Consider the following 21,741-nt stretch of genomic DNA (forward strand, 5'->3'; position numbering starts at 1 on the left):
CGTGCGCGGGGCGGCACGGCACGGAGTGGGGCGCGGGTCACAGACGATCCGCGCCCCTTCCCCTGTCGCGCCTCCGCCGGTATGGGTAAGGTTAGGTTTGCCTCACCGATCAGTCGGGACGGCACCACTGATCGATCCCGTCGGGAGGTGAACCGCGTGTTCGTCTGCAGCTGCTTCGGCGTGACCGAGGAACAGGTGAGGAACCACGCGGAAGCGGGCGCCTGCACGCCTCGGCAGATCGCCTCCGCCTGCAAGGCCGGCACCGACTGCGGCGGCTGCGTCCGGCGCATCCAGGCCCTGCTGGGCCGCGGCGCCTGCCCCCGCCGGACCGTCGCCGACCAGGGCGGACCGGTCCTCGCGGAGCTCCCCGGGACCGGCCTCCCCGAAGCCGCCTGAGCGGCCCCCTGCCGGGTCCGGCCCGGCGCCGGCGGCCCGCCCGTCCCGGTCAGTGGGACGAGAAGCCGTCCGTGCCCGGCCCCGAGGAGTCCGGCTGGGACTGCTCGATGACCGTCGACAGGTACAGGGACTCGCCCAGCTTCTCGATCAGGTCGAGCTGGGTCTCCAGGTAGTCGATGTGGTGCTCCTCGTCGGCGAGGATCGCCTCGAAGATGTTGGCCGACGTGATGTCGCTCTTGGCCCGCATGACCTCGACGCCGCGGCGCAGCCGGTCGATCGCCTCGATCTCGATCTCGCGGTCGGCCTGGAACATCTCGGTCACCGACTGGCCCACCCGGACGTGGAACAGCCGCTGGTAGTTCGGCAGCCCGTCCAGCAGCAGGATGCGGTCGGTGAGCAGCTCGGCGTGGCGCATCTCGTCGAAGGACTCGGCGCGGGTGTACTTCGCCAGCTTCGTCCAGCCCTTGTGGTCCTGCAGCTTCGAGTGCAGGAAGTACTGGTTGATCGCGGTCAGCTCGGCGGTGAGCTGTTCGTTGAGGAACTCGATGACCTCGGGGTCGCCCTGCATCGTGTGGGACTCCTTCCAGCGGGAACAGGAGGGTTGCGCCGCATGATTGCACCGGCGGGGAAGATCGTCCAGTAAGTCTTGACTTAGTGAGTACGTACACGCTTGCACGCATTGGTCGTCCTCTGTCCGTGTTCGGGTGACCCCGAGCGGGGGCATCGGTCCCGGTCTGTCAGGATGGAGACATGGGTCAGCCGGTGGAACGCGCGTCGGGAGAAGGCGGTACGGAGGGAGCCCCGCGGTTCGAGCTTCCGCCGGGGCAGCGGCTCCAGCGCGGCTGGCCGGTCACCCACTACGGCCCCGTTCCCAAGTTCCGCCCCGAGCGCTGGGAGTTCCGGGTCTTCGGCGCCACGGCCGACGGCGGGAAGCACTGCTGGAACCACGACGAGTTCACCGCCCTGCCGTACACCACGGTCGTGGCCGACCTGCACTGCGTCACCCGGTTCAGCATGCTCGGCGCCGAGTGGGGCGGCGTCCCGGCCCGCACCATCCTCGGCCTCGCCCCGCCCGCGCCCTCCGTCACCCATGTGATGGTGTGGGCGGAGTACGGCTTCAGCTCCAACCTGCGGCTGGCCGACTTCGCCGCCGAGCGCACCCTCTTCGCCACCCACAAGGACGGTGAGCTGCTCACCGCCGAGCACGGCTTCCCGCTCCGCCTGATCGTCCCCCAGCTCTACGCCTGGAAGGGCCCGAAGTGGGTCCGGGGCGTCGAGTACATGACCGCCGACCGGCGCGGCTTCTGGGAGGAGCGCGGCTACCACAACATCGGCGACCCCTGGCGGGAGCAGCGCTACTCCTACCAGGAGGAGCCCGGGGACGGCCCGGAGCTCTGAGCCTTCCGCGGGACCGCCTCCCGCGGCCCCGCCCCCACCGTCCGCGCGCCCCGCGGCCCCGTGCCCCGTCCGTTCCCCCGTCCGTACGCCCCGCGGCCCCGTGCCCCGGGCTCCGGATCAGCCGTCGCGCAGCTTCTTCAGCCGCTCCACGTCCGCCGCGTGCCCCTCCCGGCCGCCCGGCGTCTCGATCACCAGCGGCACGCCCTCCGTCGCCGGGTGCGTCATCAGCGCCCGGAACGGGTCCTCCCCGATGTGCCCGGCGCCGATGTTCGCGTGGCGGTCCTTGCGCGCCCCGGCGACGTCCTGGGAGTCGTTGGCGTGGATCAGCCGCAGCCGCCCCTCGCCCACCGTCCCCACCAGCAGGTCCAGCGTCCGGTGCATCCCGTCCGGGCCGGTCAGGTCGTGGCCCGCCGCGAAGACGTGGCAGGTGTCCAGGCACACGCCCAGCCGCGGATGCGCGTCCAGCGCCTCGAAGTACGGCCCGAAGTCCCAGGTCCGGGAGCACAGCGAGGACCCCTGCCCGGCCGTCGACTCCAGCAGCAGATACGGGTCGTCGTCGTGGGTCAGCTCCTCCAGCAGCGGCAGCAACCGCTCCCTGACCTGCCGGAGGGCCACCGTGCGGGTCCGGCCGCCGGTCGCGCTGCCCGTGTGCACCACCACGCCCCGCGCCCCGATCGCCCGGCCCCGCCGCAGCGAGTGGCGCAGCGACTCCACCGAGCGCTCCACCGTCGCCTCGGTGTGCGAGCCGAAGTTGATCAGGTACGGCGCGTGCACGTACACGGGGACCGACGCGGCGGCGCACGCCTCCCGGAACGCCTCGTCCTGCGCCGGGTTGCCGGTCGGCGTGGCCCAGCCGCGCGGATTGGCGACGAAGACCTGCACCGCCTCGGCCCCCAGCTCACGGGCGTAGGACATCCCGACGGAGTGCAGTCCGCCGGCCACGGGGACGTGGCCGCCGACGGGGTTGCGGGGAAGGGCGGGGCGCTGTGTCGTCACCCGTCCAGGGTGTCATGCGGGATCACCCGTCCGGACGCGCCCGTGCCCAGCCCGGCCCGCGCCCGGTCACCTGATGGTGATCGTCACCGTGGAGCCCCGGGGCGCGGTGTCGCCGCCCTCCACCGACTGCTTCTTCACGGTGTCCCCGAAGAGGCCGAGCAGCCCCCGCTCCTCCCGGACCTCGAAGCCCGCGTCCTTCAGCGCCCGGGTGGCGTCGTCCACGCTGTCCCCGACCACGTCCGGGACCTCGACCAGCTCCGGCCCCTTGGACACCGTCAGGGTCACCGTGTCGCCCTCGGCGGCCTCGGCGCCGCCCTCCGGGCTCTGCCGGGCGACCTCGCCCTCCTCGTACTCGGAAGTGACCCGCTCCGGGGCGACCTCGACCTTCAGACCGGCGTCGGCCAGCTCCTCCCGGGCGTCGTCGAGGGCGTCGCCGGTCACGTCCGGGACCTCCACGGCGCGGCCCTTGCTGACGACCAGCGCGACCGCGGCGCCCCCGCGCACATAGGTGTCCGCGCCCGGCTTCGTGGCGACGACGTAGCCCGCGGGCACGTCCTCGCTGAACTCCTCGGTCACCATGCCGGGCTCCAGCCCCGCGTCCTTCAGCGCGCTCCGGGCGCGGTCCAGCCGGTAACCGCCCACGTCGGGCAGCTTCACCGTCCGGGGCCCGTCCGAGACGGTGAAGGACACCGAGCCGTTCCTGCGGATGCGCGCACCGGCCCCGGGATCGCTGTCGATCACCCGGCCGCGCTCGACCGTGTCGCTGTAGGAGTGCCCCACCGTGCCCACGCCCAGCCCGGCCGACTCCAGCCGCTTCCGGGCCTGCGCCTCGGTCTTGGACAGCAGCGGCGGCACCTCGGTGAACTGGCCCGAGCTGATGTACCAGACGCCCGTGCCCACCCCGAGCACCAGCAGGACCGCCAGCACGACCGCCAGCGGTCCGCGCGGCACACCGGGGCCGCGGCGGCGCGGCGGCGGCGGGGGAGGAGCGGTCAGCCGGCTGGTGTGCCGCACGCCGTCGTCCCCGGTACCGGCGGCCGACGGCCCGGCGGCGGGCGGGCGCGGTATCACACTGGTGCGGTCCTCGGCGTTGTCGTGGGCGGCGGCCAGCGCCCCCGGCGGCACCGCGTCGAGTTGCTCCGCGCTCAGCCGGGACCGCGCCTCGCGCGCCTCGGCGAGCAGTGCCACCGCGTCGTGCGGACGGACCTCCGGATTCCGTGCCGTGGCGGAGGCGACCAGCCCGTCCAGCTCGTACGGCAGCCCCGGCACCTCGGCCGACGGCGGCGGCACGTCCTCGTGGAGGTGCTGGTAGAGGATCTGCGCGGGGGACTCCCCGTCGTGCGGCTTGCCGCCGGTCAGCATCTCGTACAGGACGACGCCGCAGGCGTACACGTCGACCCTCGGGTCGGCGGTGCCCTTCTCGATCTGCTCCGGTGCCAGGTAGGCGACGGTGCCGAGGACCGCCCCGGTGGTGCTGGTGACCGTGTTCACGGCGCGGACCAGGCCGAAGTCGGCGACCTTGACCCGGCCGTCGTCGCCGATGAGCACGTTCTCCGGCTTCATGTCCCGGTGCACGAACCCGGCCCGGTGCGCGGCGCCGAGCGCGGCCAGCACCGGCTCCAGGATGTCCAGCGCGGCCCTCGGCCGCAGCGCGCCCCGCTCGCGCAGCACGTCCCGCAGGGTGCAGCCGGCGACGTACTCCATGGCCAGGTAGACGTACGCGCCCTGGGCGCCCTGGTCGAAGACCTGGACGACGTTGGGGTGGTCGAGCCGGGCCGCCGACTTCGCCTCGCGGATGAACCGCTCGACGAACGTGGCGTCGGTCGCCAGCGCCGGATGCATCACCTTCAGCGCGAGCACGCGGTCCAGGCGGGTGTCCACGGCCCGGTAGACCGTGGCCATCCCGCCGACCGCGATCCGCGCGTCGACGCGGTACCGGCCGTCGAGCACCTGCCCGACCAGAGGGTCCTGAAGGGTCGTGTCCACGGGCCGAGTCTACGAGCCGCCGCGCGCCCCCCGGGGCCCCGGCCGGGGTTCCCGCCCGTACTGCAGCCCACCTGTGACGTGGGCCGGGGCACGGGGGAGGGGACGGCCGCCGGGGCGGAACGGGCCCCTTGGAGGGAGATCAGGAGAGAGGGCGGGAGGGCGGGCGCCGGGGATCGCCCCGCCGGGCCCGCGGCGGGACCGCCCCCGGAGCCCGCCCGGGGGGGGATCGGGCTCAAAGGGACCGGACTCCGGGGCGCGCGGGCGGGAGCACGGAGTGCGGCCCGCGTGCACGGGTCGTGGCGGCGGCGGGGGGGCGGAGGCGGCGGGGGCCGGGCCGGGGGCTCCGCCGTCCTCCCGGCCCGGGAACCGTCCCTCAGCCGAACGCCGGGCGCTCCGGATCGAGCGCCGCCAGGCCCTCCGCCGGGGAGGACGCCCGCGCGAAGTGCCGCCGCGGCATCCGGCCCGCGAGCCGGGCCAGCCGGCCGGCCTCCACCGCCCCGCGCATCGCCGCCGCCATCAGCACCGGCTCCCGGGCCCGGGTCACCGCCGAGGCGAGCATCACCCCCGCGCACCCCAGCTCCATCGCCAGCGCCGCGTCCGACGCCGTTCCGGCGCCCGCGTCCAGGATGACCGGCACCCGGGCCCGCTCCACGATGAGCTGGAAGTTGTGCGGGTTGCGGATGCCGAGCCCGGAGCCGATCGGGGAGCCGAGCGGCATCACCGCCGCGCAGCCCACGTCCTCCAGCTTCCGCGCCAGCACCGGGTCGTCGTTGGTGTAGGGCAGGACGGTGAAGCCGTCGTCGACCAGGGTCTCGGCCGCGTCCAGCAGCTCGACGGGGTCGGGCAGCAGGGTCCGCTCGTCCGCGACCACCTCCAGCTTGACCAGGTCGGTGCCCAGCGCCTCCCGGGCCAGCCGCGCGGTCAGGACGGCCTCCCCGGCGGTGAAGCAGCCCGCGGTGTTCGGCAGCACCCGGATGCCGAGCCGCTCCAGCACCGACAGCACGGAACCGCGCACCGAGGGGTCCACCCTGCGCATCGCGACCGTGGTCAGCTCCGTGCCGGAGGCCGCGAGCGACCGCTCCAGCACCTCCGGGCTTGGCGCCCCGCCGGTGCCCATGATCAGGCGGGAGGTGAGGGACAGCCCGCCCAGGACGAGGGGATCGTCGGCCATCTCAGCCTCCCTGCACGGCGGTGAGGATCTCGACGCGGTCGCCCTCGGCCAGGGCGGTGGACGCCCAGCGGCTCCTCGGGACGACGGCCTCGTTGACGGCGGCGGCCACCCCGGACGGCGCCGCGGTGAGCGTGGCCACCACCGTGTCCAGGGGCGTGCCGGGGGCCACCCGGCGGGGCTCTCCGTTGACCGAGATGGCGACCGCGGTGTGCGGCGGGTTGTTCATGCGGACCGCTCCGTGAGGACGGGGGCGGCGTCGAACCGCCGGGGGGTGAAGGGGCGGGCCTCGTCCGGGAGCTCCCCGGTGACCAGGGCGTGCCCCAGGGCGTCGCCGGTGACGGGGGTCAGCAGCACGCCGTTGCGGTGGTGGCCGGTGGCCAGCAGCAGCCCCGGCAGGCCGGTGGGGCCGAGCAACGGGGCGTTGTCCGGGGAGCCGGGCCGCAGCCCCGCCCGGGTCTCCGTCAGGGGCAGCTCGGTGATGCCGGGCACCAGTTCGTGGGCGTCCCGCAGCAGTTCGTAGACGCCGCCCGCGGTCACCGTGGTGTCCCAGCCCAGCTCCTCGCTGGTGGCGCCGACGACCAGTTCGCCGTTCTCCCGGGGCACCAGGTAGAGGTGGCCGCCGCGGACCACGGCGCGCACCGTCCGGTGCAGCAGCGGACCGTGCGCCCGCGGCATCGTCAGCCGCAGCACCTGCCCCTTCACCGGCCGCACCGGGGGCCGCACCTCCTCCGGCACGCCCGCCAGCCGCCCGCTGAAGCTGCCCCCGGCCAGGACGGTCTGACCGGCGGTCAGGGCGGTCCCGTCGGCGGTGACGACGCCGGTGGCCCGGTCGCCGGTCACGGTGAGCCGCTCGGCCCACACCCGGTGGAAGGCCACGCCCGCCCGTTCGCAGGCGATGACCAGGGCCCGGGCGAGCCGGCGGGGGTCGATCTGGTGGTCGCCGTCCACCCGGAGACCGCCGCGCACCCCGGGGGCGAGCATCGGCTCCAGGCGCCGGCACTCCCGGCCCGACAGCCACTCGGACTCCAGCCCGGCGCTCTGCTGGAGGGCGTGCAGCTCGCGCAGATGGGCGCGGTCGTCGGCGTCCAGGGCCACGGCGAGGGTGCCGCAGCGGCGGTGGCCGAGATCGCGGCCGGTGCACTCGGTCAGTTCGGCCGCGAACCGCGGGTAGCGCCGGGCCGAGGCCAGGTTGAGCGCGAGCAGCGTCTGCTCGCCGTGGTGCAGTTCGGTGACGGCGGCGAGCATCCCGGCCGCCACCTGGGCGGCCCCGCCGCCCGGCTCGGGGTCCACGAGCGCCGTGGCGAGCCCGCGCTGCGCGGACCGCCAGGCGGTGACCAGACCGATGATCCCGCCCCCGACGACGAGCACGTCGGGCGTGCGCGTCGGCGGCGGTACATGGACAGAGCAAGCTGGGGACGGCATGGGCGTCCAGCTCCTCCCTTCGCCGGCATGACCCGGATCAGGTGCGTACGGTCGGAGGCCGCCAGCCTCCCTCTCAGCCCGGTGCGTCCGGACTCCCGCGAGTGTGTGTACGCCCGCCACCCTAGTCCTCACCGTCGCGGCCCCGTAAGGGAGCCGTGTCGGCGCCCGCGGGGACGCCACCGGGGGCGGCGCGGCGACACCGCCGGGCCGCGCGGGGGACCCGGGCGGACCGGGGAGTCCGCCGGGCCCGTCGGGGCTGCCCCGTCCCGGTGGTTGTGCCGGGTGCCGCCCGCCCGGGCCCCGCCGGGTGTCTATGGTGATCGGGTGAGCGAGCAGAGGCGGGAACCGGGAGCGGACGCGCCGCGGCGCGTGGTCGTGGTCGGCGCGGGCATGGCGGGGGTGCAGACGGCGGTCGCGCTGCGGGAACAGGGGTTCACCGGCGCCGTGACCCTGATCGGCGCCGAGCCCCACCCGCCCTACGACCGGCCGCCGCTGTCCAAGGCCGTCCTGCTCGGCACCGCCGAGGGCTCCGCCCTCGACGTCGACTTCGAGTCGCTCGGCGTCGGACTCCGCCTCGGCCGCGAGGCGCTCGGCGTCCGCCCCGGCGACCACGTCCTGGACACCTCCGACGGCCCCGAGCCGTACGACGTCCTCGTCCTGGCCACCGGCGCCGAACCGGTCCGGCTGCCCGGTACCGCGGACACCCCCGGCGTGCACCTGCTGCGCACCCTCGACGACGCCGAGCGGCTGCGCCCGGTCCTCGCCCGCCGGCACGACGTCGTGGTCGTCGGCGCGGGCTGGATCGGCGCCGAGTTCGCCACCGCCGCGCGCGAGGCGGGCTGCGCCGTCACCGTCGTGGAGGCCGCCGACCGGCCGCTGTCCGGTGCCCTGCCCGCCGAGATCGCCGATCACATGACCGCCTGGTACGCCGACGCCGGGGTGGTGCTGCGCACCGGGGCCCGGGTGGCGCGCGTCGAGCCCGGTGAGCCCGGCCACGTGGTGCTCGACGACGGCACCCGGCTGCCCGCGGGCGCCGTCCTCGTCGGCGTCGGCGCCCGGCCCGCCACCGGCTGGCTCGCCGGGTCCGGGATCGCGCTGGGCGAGCGGGGCGAGGTCCTCGCCGACGACCTGCTGCGCACCTCGGCCCCCGACGTGTACGCGGTCGGCGACTGCGCCTCCTTCCCCTCCCGGCGCTACGGCGAACGGCTCCTGGTGCACCACTGGGACAACGCCCTCCAGGGCCCCCGCGCGGTCGCCGCGAACATCACCGGCGCCGCCACCGGAGAGGCCCCCGAGGTCTACGACCCGGTGCCGTACTTCTGGTCCGAGCAGTTCGGCCGCTTCGTCCAGTACGCCGGCCACCACCCGTCCGCCGACACCACCGTCCGGCGCGGCGACCCCTCCGGACCCGCCTGGACCGTCTGCTGGCTGCGCGAGGGCCGGCTGGTCGCCCTGCTGGCGGTCGGCCGCCCCCGCGACCTGGCCCAGGGCCGCCGCCTGATCCAGGCGGGCACCCTGATGGACCCGGCCCTCCTGCCCGACCCCTCCGTCCCGCTCAAGAAGGCCGTCGCCTAGCGCCCGTCCACCGGTCCGGCCCCGTGCGCGCACGCCCCGGGTCGGCGGGGGCCGGTTTCCCGGTGCCGGTGGAAGGTGGCAGGCTGGACGCGTGACCGAGATTGACGCAAAGACCGATGCGCTCGTGCCTGCCTGGCTCACCGTCCCCGACATCGCCGAGATGCTCGGCATCGAGGTGACCCGTGTCCGGCAGCTCATCAAGGAGGGCCAGCTCATCGCCGTCCGGCGCGGGGAGAACCGCGCGCTGCACATCCCCGCCGCCTTCATCGACGACGACAAGGTCGTCAAGGGCCTGGTGGGCACCCTCACCCTGCTGCGGGACGACGGCTTCACGGTCGAGGAGATGCTGGAGTGGCTGTTCACCCCCGACCCGAGCCTGCCCGGCACCCCCGCCCAGGCGCTCGCTGAGAACCGCGGCACGGAGGTGAAGCGCCGGGCCCAGGCACTCGCCGTCTGACCCGGGCGCCCGCCCCGCCCCGGCACGGCACCCGTGGCACCGCGCCCCGGCGCCGCTCCCGGGTGCGCGCCGGAGCGCCGCCGGGGCACCCGCCCGGCGTACGGCTGGGGACCGCCGGTCCGCCCGTACTCCGCCCGGAGCCCCGGCCGACTCGGCCACCCGGTCCGCGCCGCCCCACACCCGTCCCGGCCCCGTGCGCCGTCCCGGCGGGGTCCGCCCGCACACCGTCACCGATCTGGGGGACACCCATGCCCGACTCCGCGCGCGACCGCCTCTCCGGCGCCCTGCTGTACCTGTGCACGGACGCCCGCACCCGCCAGGGCGACCTGCCCGAGTTCCTGGACGCGGTGCTGGCCGGCGGCGTCGACATCGTGCAGTTGCGCGACAAGGGCATGGAGGCGGCCGAGGAACTGGCGCACCTGGAGGTCCTCGCCGACGCCTGCGCCCGCCACGGCAAGCTGCTCGCCGTCAACGACCGCGCGGACGTGGCCCACGCCGCCCGCGCCGACGTGCTGCACCTGGGCCAGGGCGACCTGCCCGTCCCCGCCGCCCGCGCCGTGCTCGGCGGCGACGTGCTGATCGGGCGCTCCACCCACGCCGAGGCCGAGGCCGCCGCGGCCGCCGTCCAGGAGGGCGTGGACTACTTCTGCACCGGTCCGTGCTGGCCCACCCCCACCAAGCCGGGCCGCCACGCGCCGGGACTGGACCTCGTGCGGCACACCGCCGCGCTGGGCACCGCCCGCCCCTGGTTCGCCATCGGCGGCATCGACCTGGGCAACCTCGACGAGGTGCTGGAGGCGGGCGCGCGCCGGGTCGTCGTCGTCCGCGCGATCACCGGGGCGGACGACCCGGGAGCGGCGGCGGCGGCCTTCGCCGCACGGCTGCGCGAGGCCGTCTGACGGGGTCCGGCGCCGGGCGGCCCGCCCCGGCGCCCGGGGTGTCGGCCCGGCCGGGGTGTCCGGAAAATTGTCCAAGGGATGGACAGCCAAACCGTCAAATCGGGACAAAATCACTCATCCGGTTGGGGGGCCGCCCTCCCCTGGCTACCCTGCCGGTATGGCCCTAGGAACCGCGTCCATCAGGACGGATCGCGCCCGTACTGTGCGTGACATGCTCGCCACCGGCAAGGCGACGTTCTCGTTCGAGTTCTCCGCGCCGAAGACCCCCAAGGGCGAGAAGAACCTGTGGAACGCGCTCCGCCGGGTGGAGGCGGTCGCCCCCGACTTCGTCTCCGTGACCTACGGCGCCGGCGGTTCGACCCGGGCCGGGACGGTCAAGGAGACCGAGCAGATCGTGGCCGACACCACGCTGACCCCCGTCGCCCACCTCACCGCCGTCGACCACTCCGTCGCGGAGCTGCGCAACATCATCGGCCAGTACGCCGACGCCGGGATCCGCAACATGCTCGCGGTCCGCGGCGACCCGCCCGGCGACCCGATGGGCGAGTGGGTCCCGCACCCCCAGGGCCTCACCTACGCCGCCGAACTGGTCCGGCTCATCAAGGAGTCCGGCGACTTCTGCGTCGGCGTGGCCGCCTTCCCGGAGATGCACCCGCGCTCCGCGGACTGGGACGCGGACGTGGCCCACTTCGTGGACAAGTGCCGGGCCGGCGCGGACTACGCGATCACGCAGATGTTCTTCGACCCCGAGTCCTACCTCCGGCTGCGCGACAGGGTGGTCGCGGCCGGCTGCGAGACCCCGGTCATCCCCGAGATCATGCCGGTCACCAGTGTGAAGATGCTGGAGAGGCTGCCCCGGCTGAGCACCGCGGCCTTCCCCGACGAGCTGAAAGAGCGCATCCTCGCGGCACGGGAGGACGCGGCCGCTGTACGCTCCATGGGGATCGAGTTCGCCACGGAGTTCAGCGCGCGACTGCTGGCCGAGGGAGTGCCGGGTCTGCACTTCATCACGCTGAACAGCTCCACGGCGACCCTGGAAATCTACGAGAACCTGGGCCTGCACCAACCACCGCAGGTCTAGACCGGTCGCCAGTCGTGCGAGACACTGCACTGCGGCCACTGGGAGAGGGGCGTACATGGGCTGGACGGTCCTCTACATCGCGTTCGGCGTCGTCGCACTGTGGCTGCTGGGCGAGGTCCTGCTGCAGTACAAGGCGCGGCTGCGCTGGCGGCTGCTGGCCTTCGGCGGATTCCTCGGCGTCGTCCTCGGCGTCCTGATCCCGTCCGTCGTCGTCATCGGGCTGGGCGCGGCGGCGTTCGCGGTCGGCCAGACCTACGTCACCCTGTCGTTCCGCCGGGGCTTCGACTCCGGATGGGCCGTCAACGCCCCCGCGGGCCTGGCCCGCAAGCGGCGCCGTCCCGAACGCGGACGCCAGGAGCCGTCGTCGGAGGTCTCCGGCCCGGAGGCCCCCGACCCGCTGCACGACGCGCCGACCCAGCTCCAGGAGGCCGTCCCCGCCCACGAGGGCCGGGGCCGGGAGGAGTTCGACGGCGACGACGTGTTCACCCCGGCCCGCCCGGCCGACGCGCCCGACGCCGGGGCCACCTCCGCCTACGCGCCGCAGCCGATGCCGGACGACTCCGGCTCCTACGGCGTCTACGGCGGCGACTCCGGCTACGGCGGCGACCAGCAGCGGCAGCCGGCCGCCGCGCAGGGCGCCGACCAGTCCTACGGCTACGACTACCAGGGCTACACCGGCCAGGACTACGGCTACGACAACGGCGGGCAGCAGTACGCCGCCTACTCCGACCCGTACATCGGCACCAGCCACGGCTACAACGGCGGCGCCTACGACACCGGAGGCTACGCCGCCCCCGGCGGGGCGCCCTACGACCCGCAGGGCTACGGGCAGGACCCGTACGCCACCGGTACACCCGGCACCCCGGACGGTTACGCCGGGGAGACCCCGCCCGGCGGGGTGTGGGTCCCGCAGCAGCGCACCACCGACACCCCCTACGGCGGCGACCTCCCGCCGGAGCAGCAGTACCCCTACCCGGGCGACGGGCAGCAGCGGAACCAGGGGTACGACGAGCAGCAGTACCGCTTCTGACGGTCCGGCGCCCGCCGGGACGCGGCGGGCCCGGCCCGGGGTCCGCCCCGGCACGCCGGACGGCGCGGACCCCGGGGCGCCCCCGGCTCACTGGGAGCCGCGGAACTCCGGCCCCTCCACGACGAGTCCGGCGACCAGCGCGCCCGACATGCCCGCGTGCGGCAGCCCGCCGCCGGGGTGCGACCAGCCGCCCACCGTGAACAGCCCCGCGATCCGCGTGCCGTTGGCCGGGTGCAGCAGTCTGCCACCGGCCGCCGCCAGCGCGGGCGCCGGCACCGCGCCGCCCGCAGCGCCCGTCTCCGCCGCGATGTCGGCCGGGGTGCGCGTCTCGTGCCACAGCAGGCGCTCGCGCAGCCCCGGGACCGCGCCCGCGGCGGCGGTGATCATCCGCCCGGCCCGCGCCTCCGCGTCCCCGGCGCCGTCCGCGGGCACCACCGAGGTCAGCGTGACCGCCTCATGGTCCGCGTCCGGCACCGACCCGGAGTCACCGGGCCGCAGCACGGTGACCGTGGGGCGCCCGGGCGCCGACGGCACGGCACCGAACAGCGCGGCCAACTCGGCGTCGCGGTCCGCCGCGTGCACCACCGTGCGGTGCGCCGTGCCCTCGGGACGCGCACCGCGCAGCGCCAGCAGCACCGTCAGCCTGCTCATCGCCCCCCGGGGCGCCGGGACGTCGCCCGCGCCGCGCGGCGGCACCGTCCCGCACAGGCGCTCCAGCGCGTCCGGCGAGACCCCCGCCACCACGAACTCCGCCTCCTCCACGGCCCCGTCGGCGCCCGTCCGGACGCCCGCGACCCGGCCGTCCTCCACCACGATCCCGGTGACCCCCTGCCCGAAGCGGAACTCCACCCGCCGGGCCAGGCACCGCTCGTACACCGCCCGCGCCAGCTCCCGCATCCCGCCGCGGACGTACCACATGCCGAAGGCGTACTCCATGTACGGCAGTACGGCCGCGTTGGCCGGGGCGGTGCGCGGGTCCAGCCCGTGCGCGAGGGCGTGGCCCTCCAGCAGCGCCGCCAGCCGGGGGTCCCGCAGCTCCCACGCGCCCACCTCGGCCAGCGTCCCGGCCCGGCGGGTGCGCAGCAGCCGCTTGTGGGGGACCGCCGGATAGGGCTCGCGTCCGGCCAGCACCTCCCAGTCGGGCCAGAGGGGCTCCTCCAGCAGGGGCCGACGCGTCCGGTCCCAGGCCTCCCGGGCCCGGACCAGGAAGTCGCCCCAGCGCTGCCCCGCGGGCGCGCCCAGCGCCGCGTCCAGGGCGGCGACCACACCCGCGCGCGAGGCGTTGGGCAGCGACACGGCGGTGCCGTCGGCGAAGACGTGCCGCGCCGAGGGGTCGACCTGGACCAGGCCGACGCGGTCCTCCAGCGGCTCCCGGCCGGTCTTGACGAACAGATCGCGCCAGACCGCGGGCAGCGGCAGCAGACCGGGGCCGGTGTCGAAGCGGAACCCGTCCCGCTCCACCCGTCGCAGCGCTCCGCCGTACGTCTCCGTCCGCTCGTACACCGTCACCCGGTGGCCCGCGACGGCCAGCCGGGCGGCGGCAGCCATCGCGCCCGTCCCGGCGCCGATCACCGCAATCCGTGCCATGTGGGGGACCCTATCGGCCACCGGGAGCGGCCCCGGCCCGAGGGACCGGGTCCGGGCACCGGGCCCTGAGTAGCCGTACTCAGGGTCCGGGATGAGTACGGGGACGGATGGGGGAGGACCGTCCCGGAGGGGAGAGTGGGGGCGACGGAGAGGGGCCCTGCCCGGTACCGGCGACACGGGGCGCCGGAACGGGAGCGGGGCCGCGATCCGACGGGGGAGGCACGGGGGAGCAGGACGGCGCCGGCCCGCCGGAGGCCCGCGGGGGACGCGGCCGCGGCGGGCCGGTGTTCCCGCTCCTGACCGCCGGACGCGGGGAGCGCCCGGCGCGCCACCGGCCCCGCGGCGCTCAGGAGGGGGCGCCCACGCGTCCCTGGAGCAGCCGGGACAGCGCCGCGTGCACGTCGTCCAGGGAGCGCTCCGGCTGGAACGACTTCCAGTCCAGCGCGGCCACCAGCACCATGCCGACCAGCGCCGCCGCGGTGAGCTGCACATCGATCTCCGGGCTGAACTCGCCGCCCGCCACCCCCGCCCGCAGCACGCCCTCCACCACGGCCACCGCCTCCTGCCGCACCACCAGCAGCGTCGACTGCCAGGCGCGGTTGGTGCGCCACAGCTCGGCCACGTAGAGCTGGGTGAAGGCCGGGTAGCGGTCGATGAAGACCAGCCCCGCCCGGACCATCGCGTCCAGCGCGTCGACCCGGCCGCCGCCCTCCCGCTCGGTGCGCTCCGCCGCCTCCCGCAGCGACGCCGTGAGCAGGCCGACGCCGTGCCGCAGCAGTTCCTCGAAGAGGACGGACTTGCTGGCGAAGTTGTAGTACACCGTGCCCTTGGCGACCCCGGCGCGCTCGGCGATCTCGTCCACGGTGGTCGCGGAGAAGCCCTGCTCGGCGATGAGGGTGACCGCCGCCTCGTAGAGCTTCTGCCGGGTGGCCTCGCGCCGGCCGCCGCCCGGCGGGGAGGTGCTGCTGCTGTCCATGGTCCCGATTGTCACAGGAACCCCACGCCCGCGGTCACCGAACGGATCATCACAGGCTCAGCTCCGGGTGCAGCCGGTCCAGGGTCCACACCTGGCGTCGGCGGGCCGCCAGGGCGGTCAGCGCGAGGGCCGCCGCGGTGAACAGCGTCAGCACCGCGCACGCCTGCCACACCGGTGCCAGGCCGCCGCCCGTGATCAGCCTGCGGAGCGCCTCGACGACGTGGCTCATCGGCAGGAACGGGTGCAGCGCGTTGAAGAGGTCCGGACTGGTCTGCACCGGGTACGTGCCGCCCGCCGAGGTGAGCTGGAGCATCAGCAGGGCGAGCACCAGGATGCGCCCGGCCGGCCCGAAGCGGGCGTTGAGCCACTGCACGATCGCCGCGAAGCACGCCGACACCAGGAACAGGAAGCCCACCGTCCCGGCCGCCCGGACCATCTCCAGGCCCACCGCCCAGTGCAGCACCGCCATCAGTGCCGCGGTCTGGAGCGCCCCGAGCGCCACCACCGGCAGCCAGCCGGCCAGCGCGGTCCGCCGGGCCGAGGCCCCCGCGGCGAGCGCCCGCCCGTTCAGCGGCGGGACCAGCATGTACGCCACCATGGCGCCCACCCAGAGGGAGAGCGGGATGAAGTACGGGGCGAACCCGGTGCCGTAGTTGGGCGCCCGGTGCAGGGAGTCGGAGACCAGGCGCACCGGGTCGGCCAGCACCCCGGCCCGCCGCTCGCGGTCCGGCCCGTCGTGGTCCGGGATGCGCCCGGCGCCCTCGTGGAGTCCTCCGGCCAGTTCCTCGGAGCCGTCGACCAGCTTGAGGATGCCGCCGTTCAGGTCGTCGGCGCCGGTGCGCAGCCTGCCGACGCCCTCGTCGAGGTCCTTGGCGCCGGTCCGGGCGGTGCCGATGCCCTTGTGCAGCCTCTCGGCCCCGGCGGCGACCTTCCCGGCGCCGTCGTCGAGGTCGTTGATCCGGGTGACGGCGTCGTCGAGGTCCCCGGCCAGGCGCGGGGCGCGCGCGGCGAGCGCGGTGGCCTGCTTCCGCAGGGCGGACAGGTCGCCGTCGAGCCGCTTCAGTTCGTCCTTCCGGTCCGCGACCAGCCCCTCCACTTCCCCGGCGACGGCCGCGACGCCGGTGGCCGCGTCCCGGGCCCGCTCCAGGTGGGGGCAGGCGGTGTCGGGCCCGGCCGGGCCGTCCCCGGCGGCGGGGCCGGGGACGGTGTCCGCCCCTGCCTCTGCCCCTGCTCCGGGGCCTGTCCCGGTGCCCGCCGCCGTGCCGCTCCCCGTCGCCGGCCCGGTCCCGGTCGCCGCCGTCCCCGTCCCGGACGGGCAGCGCGCGCGGTACACCCCGTCCAGCGCGGCGGCCTCGGCGCGGGCCTCCTCGGCGGCGGCCGGGGCCCGCTTCACCAGGCCGTCGAGGTCCTCGCGGAGCGCCGCGGCGCCGTCCGAGACGAGGCGGGCCGTGTCGGCGATGTTCCGCTCGTCGTCCTCCAGGAGGGGGGCGAGCGTGCCGGAGAGCCCGTTCACCCGGCCGGCGAGCTTGCGGGTGCCCTCCGCGACCTCCTTCGCGCCCTTGGCCAGGCCGTCCGAGGAGGTGTCGAGGTCCTTCAGTCCCCCGGCGAGCCTGCCGCTGCCGCTCTCGGCGTCCTTGAGGCCGTCCGCCAGGTCCTTGGAGCCCCTCTCGGCCCGGCCGATGCCGCCCTTGAGGGTGTCCGCGCCCTTGGCGGCCTTCTCGGTCTCGGCGTGGATGTCGGAGAACGAGACGAGGATCCCGTCGAGGAAGGCCCGCGAGGCCTTCCCGGACGCGGCCCGGCGCACCTCGCCGAACACCGTCCGCGAGATCTGTCCGACGACGTAGTTGTTGGCGTCGTTCGTCCGCACCCGGAGCGTGCCGGCCTCCGGGGCGTCACCGGTGCCGGAGGCGATCCGGCGGCTGAGGTCGGCGGGCATCGTCAGCGACAGGTAGTACCGGCCGTCCTCCACGCCCCGCCGGGCCTCCTCGGCGTCCACCTCGTGCCAGTCGAAGGTCCCGCTCTCGCGCAGCCCCTCGGTGATGTCGTCGCCCGCGGTGAGCCGCCCGCCGTCGGCCGACGCCCCCTCGTCCTCGTTGACCAGCGCCACGGGGACGCGGTCCAGCCGGTCGTACGGGTCCCAGAAGGACCACAGGTACAGGGCGCCGTAGAGCAGCGGGAGCAGCAGCAGGGCGACGAGGGCGGCGCGGGGCAGCCTTCCCCGTCCGAAGCGCCGCAGCTCAAGCGCGGCCAGTCCCGGCGAGCGCATCGGCCGCCCCCTTCTCCTCGTCGTGCCCGGCGGAGGGGTTCTCCGCCGGGGTGTCCCCGTCGGGGGCGCCCTCGTGGGAGGTGCCCTCGTGGGAGGTGCCCTCGCGGGCGGTGCCGGTGCCGTCCGGGGGAGTTCCGTCCGGGGGAGTGGCGCGGTGAGCCGCGCCGTCGTCGTGCGGGGACGCCTCGTGCGCGCGGGCGCGGGCGCGAGGCGCGGTCCGGGCGGGAGCGCAGTCGGAGGGGGCGCCGTTCCGCGCGTCCGGGCGGGCGGGGGCCCGCCGCTTCCGCGCGGACGCGGGGCGGGGGGTGAGGCCGCCGGGTGCCGGGCCGGAGGTGACGGCGCCGGAGGGCGGGGCGGCGTCGTCCACGGCGGCGGGGGCCGCGCTGTCCGGTGCCGTGACGCCGGGGCCGGGGCCGGGGCCTGATCCGGGGGCCGGGGTGTCCGGGGGCGTGCCCTCGTGTTCCGCGGTACCGTGCCCCGCGGCACCGTCCGCACCGGCCGCCGTGCTCCTGCGGCCCGGCGCGGGCGGGGGTGTGCGGCGGGCGTCCGGTTCGGTCGCGCCGGCCGGGGGAGTCCCATCGATCGGCGAGGCCCCGTCCGGTGGGGGAGTCCCATCGGCCGGAAGGGTTTCGTCGGCCGGAGGGGTCCCGTCGGCCGGGGGAGTTCCGTCCGGCGGGGCGCCGTCCCCGGTGTCCCGGTCCGGGGCGGCCCCCGGCTCGCGGCCGGTGGACACCAGTACCGCCGACCGGGGCGCCTCGCTGCACACCGCCACGACCGTCGTGCCCTCCCGCGCCACCGACTCCAGCAGCGCCCACAGCTCGGCCCGCTCGGCGTCCGACAGCTTGAGGTCGGCGTCGTCCACCCCGAGCAGCCGGGGGCGGCCGATCAGGGCCAGGGCGACCGACAGCCGCAGCGCCTCCAGGCGCTCCAGATCCCGTACGGCCGTGCGCGGGCCCCTGGGCAGCGCGTCCACGTCCAGCCCGGCCGAGGCCAGCGCCTCCCCGGTCCGCCGCGACGCCGCCGTCCGCCGGGCCCGGAGGCGCAACAGCGCGCGCACCTCGTCGCGGAAGCGGCGCTGCAGCAGCTCCCGCTCGCGCAGGTGCTCGGCGACCGTCAGCGACGGTTCGAGATCGGTGATCCCGGGCACGTGCGCCAGGGCGCTGACCCGCCGCAGGGCGGCCATCCCCCGGGGCAGCCGCAGCCCGCCCACGACGGCCCGCCCCTCGGTGGGCCGCATCCGCCCGGTCAGCGTCAGCAGCAGCGCGGTGCGCCCGGAGCCGGACGGTCCCCGCACCGCGACCAGCGCCCCGGGCTCCGCGTCGAACGACACCCCCCGGAACGCCCAGCCGCGCGGTCCCCGCACGCCGAGGCCGCGGGCCGTCACCCCCAGTCCGAACGGACCGTCCACGGCCCCCACCCCCTGCTCCGCCGGGACCGCGAGGGCATGCGGACACCCGGACCCAGATTTTGTACTGACTGGTCAGTGCAAAAACTAACCCGAACCTCCGGCCGGGGCAAAAGCGCAGGTCGGAACGGACTGTCAGTGGCGTCCCCGACGATGGACCCCAACGGCCCAGCGCCGTCACGCGACGACAGGAGGATCGTCATGGCCCACTCGTCCGCGGCCGCCCCCCGGCGGCCCCACACGGCCGGCCCTGCCCCCTCACCGACCGGCCCGGCGAGCGATGTGCACCCCGTGCTCCGCCGGACCACCGCCCCGCCGGCCGCCCTGGACCTGCTCGTCCAGGCCCGCGCCGGCCTTGAGGAGGCCGCTCGCCTCGAGACGCCGAACGAGCGCTACGCCACCGCCCACCTCGCCGCCCTGCGCACCGCCGCCGCCGTGCTCGCCGCCCGGGGCCGCCCGGAGGCCACCCCGAGGGCGCGGGCCCGCATCCGCAGCGCCTGGGAGGTGCTCCCGGAGATCGCCCCCGAGCTGGCCGACTGGAGCGCGCTCTTCGCCTCCGGCGCCCTGCGCCGGGCCCGCGCCGAGGCCGGCATCCGGGGCGCGGCCGGCAAGCGGGACGCCGACGACCTGGTACGGGACGTCGCGGTGTTCCTGCGCATCGTCGAACGGCTGCTGGTCCTCCAGCCCGTCCTGCCCCGCCCCCGCCCCGACGCCGGCTGATCCCGACCCCGTGCGGGCCCCCGGCGCGGGGGCCGGGCCGTGCCGCCGCGTGCGCGGGCACCGTAGTGATCGGTCCGCCCGCCGGAGGCCATAGGGTGGGAGGTGCCTGAAAACTGCCCCCCTTCCCGTGTCCGGGAGGGACGGCGGTCCGTTCGCTCCGCCCCTCCCGGAGGCGGTGCCGCGCCGAGGAGTCAACTGCCGTGCCGGACCCGATGCGCCAGCCCGCCCCGCACCACCGGTCCCGGGCGACGTCCCCGCGCTCCGACCCCTCCCGCCCCCGCGCCGCCCGGCGCACCGCCGTCGTCTGGGACGTCCTGCGGGACGCGGTCGACCGCCGGGCCGGGGCCACCGGCCGCCCCTCGCTGGACGTCCTGGACACCGGCGGCGGCAGCGGCAGCCTCGCGGTGCCCCTGGCCGCCCTCGGTCACCGGGTCACCGTCGTCGACCCGAGCCCCAACGCCCTGTTCGCCCTGGAGCGCCGCGCCGCCGAGGCGGGCGTCGCCGACCGGGTGCGGGGCGTCCAGGGGGACGCCCGCGGCCTCTTCGAGGTGGCCGAGCGCGGCGGCTACGACGTGGTGCTCTGCCACGGCGTCCTGGAGTACCTGGACGACCCCGCCGAGGGCGTCCGCAACGTGGTGGCCGCCCTGCGCGCCGAGGGCGTCCTCAGCCTGCTCGCCGCCGGAGTCGGCGGGGCCGTGCTCGCCCGGGCCCTCGCCGGGCACTTCAAGGAGGCCCGGCACGCCCTCGGCGACCCAAACGGACGGTGGGGCGAGGGTGACCCGGTGCCGCACCGCTTCACCGCCGAGGAGCTCACCGCGCTGGTCGGGGACGCGGGCCTGCGGGTCGCGGCCGTGCACGGCGTGCGGATCTTCACCGACCTCGTGCCCGGCGGACTCGTCGACAACGAGCCCGGCGCCCTGGACGCCCTCCTGGAGCTGGAGGCCGCGGCGGCCGGACTCGCCGCCTTCCACTCCGTGGCCACGCAGCTCCACGTGCTGGGCGAGACGGAAGGGGCCCAGGAGGCACCGGATACCCGGGCCGCCGGCTGAGGTACGCCGCTGAGCAGCGACGCGGCGGCAGATGGAGTACGACACAGGCCGCCCGAACCGCGGCCGGGCGCCGTATGATCGAGGGACACCATCCGGCATGACGGGCCGGCCGCTGGGGAATGGGAACTTCAGCGAGCCGGCGTGCGCATGGCGGAAACCGGTTGGCCAATTGGCGCAGAGGGGCGGGTTTCACGGGGGCGATTCCCTGCCTATCCTGAAGAGACCCCCCCGGGTCGCCCCGGCGACTGCACGATGAGGAGGACTCCGTGCCGCTCTCGGAGCACGAGCAGCGCATGCTCGAGCAGATGGAGCGAGCGCTCTACGCCGAAGATCCCAAGTTCGCGTCGGCGCTCGAGGGAAGCGGGCTGCGCACGTACACCCGACGGCGGGTCTACCAGGCGGTCGTGGGCTTCCTCGTGGGTATTGCGCTCCTCATGGCCGGAATGGTCGCCCAGCAGGTCTGGCTCAGTGTCGTGGGCTTCCTGGTCATGCTGGGGTGCGCGGTCCTCGCCGTGACCGGCTGGCGCAAGGCGCCCAAGCCGGGCGAGCAGCAGACGGCGGCCGGAGCCGGGCCGCAGGCGGGCCGCCAGGCGCGGCAGCGGCGCTCGGTGATGGACCGCATCGAGGAGCGCTGGCAGCGTCGCCGCGACGAACAGCAGGGCGGCCAGTAGCCGCCCGCATCCCGTCACGTCGTGAGGGGGCGACCACCGCGAAGGTGGTCGCCCCCTCCACGCGTGTCGGCGCCCCCGCGCATATGCCGGACGCGCCGAACGATCACCGTCCCCCGGACACGCGGGCCCGGCATCCCACCGGCAGACCAGCGGCCGTGCCGGTGGCACGCGACGGCCCGGCACCCCACCGGCGGACCAGCCCTCGCGCCGGTGGCACGCGCGGGCCCGGCATCCCACCGGCAGAGCAGCCCTCGCGCCGGTGGCACGCGACGGTTCCCCACCGGCACGCCCCGTACAGGCGGCACACACCCTCGTGCGGGCGGCACGCCCGTTCCCGGGCGGATCCCCGTTCCCGCGTTCCCGGTGGTGGCTCCGTGTCCCGGCTCCCGTACGCCGGTCTCCGCGCCGTGAGTCACCCCTCCGGCGTACTGGCCCGACTCCAGGAACCGCGCCCGCACCACACACCGGCCCGAGCGCCCTGGCGCCCACCGCAGAGACCCCCTGGACGCCGGGATTCCGTGCCGGGCGCCGAGGCCCTGCCGCCCGCCCACCGGAGCTGCCTGAACAGGAGCCCTCCCGCGTTGGGCCTCTGCCGGACCGATGGACCGGGGCCCTCGTGAACCGGGCCCCTCCTGAGCCGGGCCCTCCGCGCTGGG

General features: G+C 76.1%; 20 protein-coding genes and 1 riboswitch. Of the genes, 10 read left to right on the forward strand and 10 right to left on the reverse strand.

Annotated elements, in window-relative coordinates; all coding sequences use genetic code 11:
• Window positions 1-147 precede the first annotated feature (147 nt).
• Window positions 148-396, forward strand: a complete 249-nt coding sequence (locus tag ACZ7LB_RS01865; RefSeq protein ID WP_471464855.1) for a (2Fe-2S)-binding protein — start codon at window positions 148-150, stop codon at window positions 394-396.
• A gap of 49 nt (window positions 397-445) precedes the next feature.
• On the opposite strand, the gene bfr is transcribed toward ACZ7LB_RS01865, so the two are convergent.
• Window positions 446-964 (reverse strand): bacterioferritin, encoded by a 519-nt coding sequence (gene bfr, locus ACZ7LB_RS01870; RefSeq protein WP_471464857.1) that lies wholly within the window; start codon window positions 962-964, stop codon window positions 446-448.
• 182 nt (window positions 965-1,146) lie between these two features.
• Between bfr and ACZ7LB_RS01875 the strand changes: the two genes are divergently transcribed.
• Window positions 1,147-1,794, forward strand: coding sequence for a sulfite oxidase-like oxidoreductase (locus ACZ7LB_RS01875; RefSeq protein ID WP_471464859.1), 648 nt, complete (start codon window positions 1,147-1,149; stop codon window positions 1,792-1,794).
• 117 nt (window positions 1,795-1,911) lie between these two features.
• Here ACZ7LB_RS01875 and ACZ7LB_RS01880 read toward each other — a convergent pair whose 3' ends face one another.
• The 5 genes from ACZ7LB_RS01880 to thiO form a co-directional block, all read right to left on the reverse strand.
• Window positions 1,912-2,790 carry a deoxyribonuclease IV gene (locus tag ACZ7LB_RS01880; RefSeq protein ID WP_471464862.1) on the reverse strand — a complete coding sequence of 293 codons (879 nt, stop codon included), beginning with the start codon at window positions 2,788-2,790 and terminating at the stop codon, window positions 1,912-1,914.
• 66 nt (window positions 2,791-2,856) lie between these two features.
• Entirely contained in the window at window positions 2,857-4,776 is a 1,920-nt protein-coding gene (pknB, locus tag ACZ7LB_RS01885) for a Stk1 family PASTA domain-containing Ser/Thr kinase (RefSeq protein ID WP_471464864.1), read from the reverse strand.
• Window positions 4,777-5,149: 373 nt separating this feature from the next.
• On the reverse strand, window positions 5,150-5,947 hold the full coding sequence (locus ACZ7LB_RS01890) for a thiazole synthase (RefSeq protein ID WP_471464867.1): 798 nt from the start codon (window positions 5,945-5,947) through the stop codon (window positions 5,150-5,152).
• Between the two features lies 1 nt (window position 5,948).
• Window positions 5,949-6,173 (reverse strand): sulfur carrier protein ThiS, encoded by a 225-nt coding sequence (gene thiS / locus ACZ7LB_RS01895; protein ID WP_471464869.1) that lies wholly within the window; start codon window positions 6,171-6,173, stop codon window positions 5,949-5,951.
• A complete protein-coding gene (gene thiO / locus ACZ7LB_RS01900; RefSeq protein WP_365205745.1) occupies window positions 6,170-7,369 on the reverse strand; it encodes a glycine oxidase ThiO in 1,200 nt (399 codons plus the stop codon). The genes thiS and thiO overlap by 4 nt, the downstream gene beginning before the upstream one ends.
• Window positions 7,366-7,478: riboswitch (TPP riboswitch) on the reverse strand. Its footprint overlaps the gene before it by 4 nt.
• 215 nt (window positions 7,479-7,693) lie before the next feature.
• Here thiO and ACZ7LB_RS01905 point away from each other — a divergent pair.
• The 5 genes from ACZ7LB_RS01905 to ACZ7LB_RS01925 all read left to right on the forward strand — a co-directional run bounded on the left by ACZ7LB_RS01905 (window position 7,694) and on the right by ACZ7LB_RS01925 (window position 12,411).
• Window positions 7,694-8,944: an NAD(P)/FAD-dependent oxidoreductase gene (locus ACZ7LB_RS01905; protein WP_471464871.1), complete on the forward strand. Its 1,251-nt coding sequence runs from the start codon at window positions 7,694-7,696 to the stop codon at window positions 8,942-8,944.
• A gap of 91 nt (window positions 8,945-9,035) precedes the next feature.
• Window positions 9,036-9,401, forward strand: a complete 366-nt coding sequence (locus ACZ7LB_RS01910; RefSeq protein ID WP_471464873.1) for an Rv2175c family DNA-binding protein — start codon at window positions 9,036-9,038, stop codon at window positions 9,399-9,401.
• Between the two features lie 248 nt (window positions 9,402-9,649).
• Entirely contained in the window at window positions 9,650-10,300 is a 651-nt protein-coding gene (gene thiE, locus ACZ7LB_RS01915; protein ID WP_471464875.1) for a thiamine phosphate synthase, read from the forward strand.
• Between the two features lie 157 nt (window positions 10,301-10,457).
• Window positions 10,458-11,381, forward strand: a complete 924-nt coding sequence (metF, locus tag ACZ7LB_RS01920; RefSeq protein ID WP_471464877.1) for a methylenetetrahydrofolate reductase [NAD(P)H] — start codon at window positions 10,458-10,460, stop codon at window positions 11,379-11,381.
• 55 nt (window positions 11,382-11,436) lie between these two features.
• Window positions 11,437-12,411, forward strand: coding sequence for an SCO2102 family sporulation regulator (locus tag ACZ7LB_RS01925; protein WP_471464879.1), 975 nt, complete (start codon window positions 11,437-11,439; stop codon window positions 12,409-12,411).
• Window positions 12,412-12,498: 87 nt separating this feature from the next.
• On the opposite strand, the gene ACZ7LB_RS01930 is transcribed toward ACZ7LB_RS01925, so the two are convergent.
• The 4 genes from ACZ7LB_RS01930 to ACZ7LB_RS01945 form a co-directional block, all read right to left on the reverse strand.
• Window positions 12,499-13,998 carry a phytoene desaturase family protein gene (locus ACZ7LB_RS01930; protein WP_471464881.1) on the reverse strand — a complete coding sequence of 500 codons (1,500 nt, stop codon included), beginning with the start codon at window positions 13,996-13,998 and terminating at the stop codon, window positions 12,499-12,501.
• A 346-nt stretch (window positions 13,999-14,344) separates the two neighbouring features.
• On the reverse strand, window positions 14,345-14,974 hold the full coding sequence (locus tag ACZ7LB_RS01935) for a TetR/AcrR family transcriptional regulator (protein ID WP_365205755.1): 630 nt from the start codon (window positions 14,972-14,974) through the stop codon (window positions 14,345-14,347).
• Window positions 14,975-15,023: 49 nt separating this feature from the next.
• On the reverse strand, window positions 15,024-17,240 hold the full coding sequence (locus tag ACZ7LB_RS01940; RefSeq protein ID WP_471464883.1) for a YhgE/Pip family protein: 2,217 nt from the start codon (window positions 17,238-17,240) through the stop codon (window positions 15,024-15,026).
• The gene (locus ACZ7LB_RS01945) at window positions 17,212-18,648 is read right to left on the reverse strand and encodes an ATP-binding cassette domain-containing protein (RefSeq protein WP_471464885.1); all 1,437 of its coding nucleotides are present in this window, start codon (window positions 18,646-18,648) and stop codon (window positions 17,212-17,214) included. Before ACZ7LB_RS01945 ends, ACZ7LB_RS01940 begins: the two co-directional genes overlap by 29 nt.
• Before the next feature lie 198 nt (window positions 18,649-18,846).
• On the opposite strand from ACZ7LB_RS01945, the gene ACZ7LB_RS01950 reads away from it, so the two are divergent.
• The 3 genes from ACZ7LB_RS01950 to ACZ7LB_RS01960 all read left to right on the forward strand — a co-directional run bounded on the left by ACZ7LB_RS01950 (window position 18,847) and on the right by ACZ7LB_RS01960 (window position 21,085).
• Window positions 18,847-19,365, forward strand: a complete 519-nt coding sequence (locus tag ACZ7LB_RS01950) for an SAV_6107 family HEPN domain-containing protein (RefSeq protein ID WP_471464887.1) — start codon at window positions 18,847-18,849, stop codon at window positions 19,363-19,365.
• A gap of 200 nt (window positions 19,366-19,565) precedes the next feature.
• On the forward strand, window positions 19,566-20,414 hold the full coding sequence (locus ACZ7LB_RS01955; RefSeq protein ID WP_471464889.1) for a class I SAM-dependent methyltransferase: 849 nt from the start codon (window positions 19,566-19,568) through the stop codon (window positions 20,412-20,414).
• 266 nt (window positions 20,415-20,680) lie between these two features.
• Window positions 20,681-21,085 (forward strand): DUF3040 domain-containing protein, encoded by a 405-nt coding sequence (locus ACZ7LB_RS01960; protein ID WP_471464891.1) that lies wholly within the window; start codon window positions 20,681-20,683, stop codon window positions 21,083-21,085.
• Window positions 21,086-21,741: the final 656 nt, after the last annotated feature.

The sequence above is a fragment of the Streptomyces sp. NPDC107521 genome, from assembly GCF_055598485.1.

Excerpts from the sequence above, each read along its gene's own strand:
- thiO (WP_365205745.1), bottom strand. The coding sequence starts at position 7,369 with ATGCCGTCCCCAGCTTGCTCTGTCCATGTACCGCCGCCGACGCGCACG.
- thiS (WP_471464869.1), bottom strand. The coding sequence starts at position 6,173 with ATGAACAACCCGCCGCACACCGCGGTCGCCATCTCGGTCAACGGAGAG.
- ACZ7LB_RS01890 (WP_471464867.1), bottom strand. The coding sequence starts at position 5,947 with ATGGCCGACGATCCCCTCGTCCTGGGCGGGCTGTCCCTCACCTCCCGC.
- thiE (WP_471464875.1), top strand. The coding sequence starts at position 9,650 with ATGCCCGACTCCGCGCGCGACCGCCTCTCCGGCGCCCTGCTGTACCTG.
- ACZ7LB_RS01940 (WP_471464883.1), bottom strand. The coding sequence starts at position 17,240 with ATGCGCTCGCCGGGACTGGCCGCGCTTGAGCTGCGGCGCTTCGGACGG.
- metF (WP_471464877.1), top strand. The coding sequence starts at position 10,458 with ATGGCCCTAGGAACCGCGTCCATCAGGACGGATCGCGCCCGTACTGTG.
- bfr (WP_471464857.1), bottom strand. The coding sequence starts at position 964 with ATGCAGGGCGACCCCGAGGTCATCGAGTTCCTCAACGAACAGCTCACC.
- ACZ7LB_RS01925 (WP_471464879.1), top strand. The coding sequence starts at position 11,437 with ATGGGCTGGACGGTCCTCTACATCGCGTTCGGCGTCGTCGCACTGTGG.
- ACZ7LB_RS01950 (WP_471464887.1), top strand. The coding sequence starts at position 18,847 with ATGGCCCACTCGTCCGCGGCCGCCCCCCGGCGGCCCCACACGGCCGGC.
- ACZ7LB_RS01875 (WP_471464859.1), top strand. The coding sequence starts at position 1,147 with ATGGGTCAGCCGGTGGAACGCGCGTCGGGAGAAGGCGGTACGGAGGGA.
- ACZ7LB_RS01935 (WP_365205755.1), bottom strand. The coding sequence starts at position 14,974 with ATGGACAGCAGCAGCACCTCCCCGCCGGGCGGCGGCCGGCGCGAGGCC.
- ACZ7LB_RS01930 (WP_471464881.1), bottom strand. The coding sequence starts at position 13,998 with ATGGCACGGATTGCGGTGATCGGCGCCGGGACGGGCGCGATGGCTGCC.